This window comes from Streptomyces flavofungini (assembly GCF_041028215.1).
GTDB lineage: Bacteria > Actinomycetota > Actinomycetes > Streptomycetales > Streptomycetaceae > Streptomyces > Streptomyces flavofungini_B.
Genome location: NZ_JASKYR010000653.1, coordinates 1 through 3,920, shown reverse-complemented (window position 1 = coordinate 3,920; position 3,920 = coordinate 1). Strand labels below are relative to the sequence as shown.

Here is a 3,920-nt window from a genome sequence, read left to right as displayed (position 1 = left end):
CGCAGCCGCCGACGACCGAGGAACCGCCCACCTCGCCGGACAACTCGGACCCGGCGAGCCGCTCGGCGGGCACCAGCGCCGCGGGCCCGTCCGACGCGGTCTCCGACGGGCCGACGGCGACCGGGTCGCTCTGAGGGGTCCTCGGCCTCAGAACAGCCGCAGCTTGTCGTCCTCGATGCCGCGCAGCGCGTTGTAGTCGAGGACGGCGCAGCCGATGCCGCGGTCCGTGGCGAGCACGCGGGCCTGCGGCTTGATCTCCTGGGCGGCGAAGATGCCCCGGACCGGCGCGAGATGCGGGTCGCGGTTCAACAGGTCCAGATAGCGCGTCAGTTGCTCGACGCCGTCGATCTCGCCGCGGCGCTTGATCTCGACGGCGACGGTCTGCCCGTCGGCGTCGCGGCAGAGGATGTCGACCGGGCCGATCGCCGTCATGTACTCGCGACGGATGAGCGAGAAACCTTCGCCCAGTGTCTCGATCCTGTCGGCGAGCAGTTCCTGAAGGTGTGCTTCCACGCCGTCCTTGATGAGACCGGGGTCCACGCCGAGTTCGTGCGAGGAGTCGTGGAGGACTTCCTCCATCGTGATGATGAGCTTCTCGCCCGCCTTGTTCACGACCGTCCACACACCGGCGTCGTCCCCCGTTCCCTCCTTCAGGGTGCAGGGCGGAGACATCCAGTTGAGGGGCTTGTAGGCCCGGTCGTCCGCGTGGATCGAGACGCTCCCGTCCGCCTTCACAAGGATCAGGCGGGGGGCCGAGGGGAGATGGGCGGTGAGCCGGCCCGCGTAGTCCACGGAGCATCGGGCAATGACGAGACGCATGGGGCGCAACGCTACTCGACCCGGGGCGGTGCGCGCGATTCGCCTGTCAGCCGCTGGTGACGCCCGCGCGCACCGCACCACTTGTCCGCCGATGGCCCTGTTCGATCCTGGCCGGTTATGCGCCCAATCTCCTGGTGCGGTGCCCGACCGGTGCCTACCGTAGAAGCGGGAGGTCGCCATCCGTGCACGCTGCGTAGGCGGACTCTTCATCCCTGTCCGTAGGCCCCCGCTCCCCGGGGGTGCGAGAGGAGAACCCATGTCGCTCGACGTCTCACCGGCACTGTTGGAACAGGCCGAGCGAGGCGAGGTCGACGAAGCAGCATTCGTCGACTGCGTCCGGACCTCCCTGCCTTACGCATGGGAGATGATCAGCTCCCTGGTGGCTCAGCTGAAGGTCGACGGTGGAGAGTTCGCCGACAACCAGACGCCGCCGCCGGACGAGCAGGCACGTGGGCAGCTGCTGCGCGCGCTCGCGAGTGACGCGATTCGCGGGGCACTTCAGCGGCACTTCGGAGTACGACTGGCGTTCCAGAACTGCCACCGTGTGGCGGTGTTCCCGCTGGACTCGTCAGTGGACGACCGGCTCGCCCGATTCACCTCGATTCGGGGCCAGCTGCTCAATCAGTCTCCCGAACTCCGGGACTGCTGACGGTTGTTGCCGCCGTTCCGGACGCGGGAGGTGTGACGGTCCGGAGCGGCGGCTTCCGCCTCAGCCGAGCTGGGGCAGCACCTCGGCCCCGAGCCTTCGTACGTTCTCCTCGGTGGTCGCGAGGTCGCCCGAGCCTTCGACGAGCAGAGCGAAACGGGTGATCCCCGTCCGCTCCGAGGTGGCGGAGATCCGGTCGGCGCACACCTGCGGGGTGCCCACGGGGTGCAGCCCGCAGAGCATCTCGGTGTAGGCCAGCGGATCGCGCATGGCGCGCTTGCGGCCATCCACCGTGACATGTGCCTCAAGGCCCTGCCTGAGCCAGCCCGGCATCGCTTTCTGTAACGTCTCGGCGGCCTCCAGGCGGCGGTCCGCGATCTGCACGACCCCCGCGGAGACATGGCCCGAGGCGGCGAGCACCTCCGGGGGATGCCCCGCAGCACGTGCGTGCCGATTCCACAAGGCCACCATTTCGGCCTTCTCGTCGTCGCCCACATGCATGCCGAGCAGCATGGGCAGTCCGCGCTGCGCGGCGAGCCGCACACTCGACGGCGAGGTGCAGGCGACGATCACCTCGGGGCCGCTCGCGCCGTGGCCGTTGAGCGCCTCCTGCGGCCGTGGCACGACATCGACCTCGCGGAAGGAGAACCGCCCCCCGGAGCCGCCGACCCTGGGCTCGCGCAGCCACCTGAGCAACAGGTCCAGGGAGTCCGGGAACCCTTTCTCATACGCCTCCAGGCCCGGTCCGAAGACCTCAAGGTCCACCCAGGGGCCGCCGCGCCCGACACCGAGCGAGAACCTGCCGCCGGACGTGATGTGCAGCAGCGCGGCCTGTTCGCCGAGGGCCACCGGGTGTACGGTCGGCAGCACGCTGACGGCGGTGCCGACCCGGATCCGCCGCGTGCGCCCCAGCAGCAGCGCCGCCAGGGTCGTCGCCGACGGGCAGGTGCCGTACGGCACGAAATGGTGCTCGGCGAGCCAGACCGAGTCGAGGCCCGCCTCCTCGGCCACCTCGGCGGACCGCACCGCCCGGTGCAGTGCTTCCCCCTGCCCCTGTCCGGGGAACTGGGCGGCCAGAACAAAACTACCTACACGCATCGAACTCCTGCCTCCTTGGCGCCGACGCAGGCACTCCCCCTACGGGCAACAACGCGTGACACGTGCCAAAGGCACGGCTTGGCATGAAGATTGTTGGATTTTCCGTGCAGCCTGTGTCCGTGCGGTGCGGAGCGGGCCGCCCGCCGGTTCCGCACGGGTACCCATGGGCCTGGCGCGTAGGCTTGGGGCACCCCTGATCGCCGTACAGCCGTGAGGTGTTCCGTGTCCCCGCGTCGCAACCGCCCCAAGGGCGCCGGAGAGCCGAGTGCGTCCTCGGACGCGGAGCCGCCGGGCCGCTACGGAGGCTTCCAGAGCTCGGAGAGCTGGCAGGGCGAGGAGTGGAGCGTGCGCCACGTCGCGGGCGCGAGCGCGGCGGGCAAGCGCTACCGCTGCCCCGGCTGCGACCAGGAGATCCCCTCCAGCCTCCCGCACGTGGTGGCCTGGCCCGAGCACTCCGGCGTCGACGAGCGCAGGCACTGGCACAAGGCGTGCTGGAACGCGAAGGACCGCCGCGCCTCAAGGGTGCAGCGGTCCCGCAACGCGCCGAGGTACTGACCGGTCCTGGCCCCTACACGTCGCGCTTCTCGAGCAGGGCGAAGGCGCCGCCGACCGCGAGCACCGTCACCACGATCAGCACGACGAGCTGCGACGTGCCGTTGGCGCTGTTCACACCGTCGGCGCCGAAGATCATGGCCAGCGAGTTGATGGCGTTGTAGTCCGACATCTTCTCGGCGAGCGACTGCGTGCTCTCCCAGATCATCAGGAACGCGGGCAGGATCGCCGGGACGAGGACCACGCCCAGCATCGCGGTGATGGCACCGGCGGAGTGGCGCAGCATCGAGCCGACGGCGAGCGCGAGCACGCCGAGCAGCGACACGTACAGGCCGCCCTTGAGGACCGTGCCCGCCCACGGGACGTCGCCCGCCTCGGAACCGCTGTTCATCGAGGACGTCGCGAGGCCCACGAGCAGCACGGAGCCCGCGGAGACGACGAACGCCACGGCGAAGAAGACCAGGATCTTCGCCAGCAGGACGCGGTGGCGCTGCGGCGAGGCCGTGAACGTAGTCCGGATCATGCCCGTGCCGTACTCCGACGAGGTCACGAGGACGCCGAGGGTGATCAGGCAGATCTGGCCCAGCATCAGGCCGAAGAACGCGGGGATCGTGAACGGCACGTCCTGGTAGTCGCTCGGCTTGGTGTTCGCGGCGGCGAGCAGGCCGATGCCGATGACCAGGAGCAGGAAGATGCCGAGGGTCCACATCGTCGAGCGGACCGACTTGATCTTCGTCCACTCGGAGGCGAGGGCGTTGCCGAGGTGGGTCTTCCTGACCGGGATCGGCGAGGTGTAGGCGTTGTT

Annotated in this window: 5 protein-coding genes; 2 read left to right on the top strand and 3 right to left on the bottom strand. The window is 69.7% G+C overall.

What is annotated here, in order from left to right; genetic code table 11:
• Positions 1-147: 147 nt before the first annotated feature.
• Positions 148-819 (bottom strand): endonuclease NucS, encoded by a 672-nt coding sequence (gene nucS, locus AB8Z36_RS31840; protein WP_369216860.1) that lies wholly within the window; start codon positions 817-819, stop codon positions 148-150.
• Positions 820-1,075: 256 nt separating this feature from the next.
• Here nucS and AB8Z36_RS31835 point away from each other — a divergent pair, with 256 nt between their 5' ends.
• Entirely contained in the window at positions 1,076-1,468 is a 393-nt protein-coding gene (locus AB8Z36_RS31835) for an SCO5389 family protein (RefSeq protein ID WP_030789356.1), read from the top strand.
• 60 nt (positions 1,469-1,528) lie between these two features.
• Here the strand turns inward: AB8Z36_RS31835 and AB8Z36_RS31830 are convergent, their stop codons facing one another.
• A complete protein-coding gene (locus tag AB8Z36_RS31830; protein ID WP_369216859.1) occupies positions 1,529-2,563 on the bottom strand; it encodes an LLM class flavin-dependent oxidoreductase in 1,035 nt (344 codons plus the stop codon).
• Between the two features lie 222 nt (positions 2,564-2,785).
• Between AB8Z36_RS31830 and AB8Z36_RS31825 the strand changes: the two genes are divergently transcribed.
• Positions 2,786-3,118, top strand: coding sequence for an ATP/GTP-binding protein (locus AB8Z36_RS31825; protein WP_369216858.1), 333 nt, complete (start codon positions 2,786-2,788; stop codon positions 3,116-3,118).
• 13 nt (positions 3,119-3,131) lie between these two features.
• On the opposite strand, the gene AB8Z36_RS31820 is transcribed toward AB8Z36_RS31825, so the two are convergent.
• Positions 3,132-3,920, bottom strand: a 789-nt coding sequence (locus AB8Z36_RS31820) for an ABC transporter permease (protein WP_369216857.1), incomplete at its 5' end; no start/stop codon positions are given.

Coding starts and splice junctions, on each gene's coding strand:
- AB8Z36_RS31830 (WP_369216859.1), bottom strand. CDS start 2,563: ATGCGTGTAGGTAGTTTTGTTCTGGCCGCCCAGTTCCCCGGACAGGGG.
- AB8Z36_RS31835 (WP_030789356.1), top strand. CDS start 1,076: ATGTCGCTCGACGTCTCACCGGCACTGTTGGAACAGGCCGAGCGAGGC.
- nucS (WP_369216860.1), bottom strand. CDS start 819: ATGCGTCTCGTCATTGCCCGATGCTCCGTGGACTACGCGGGCCGGCTC.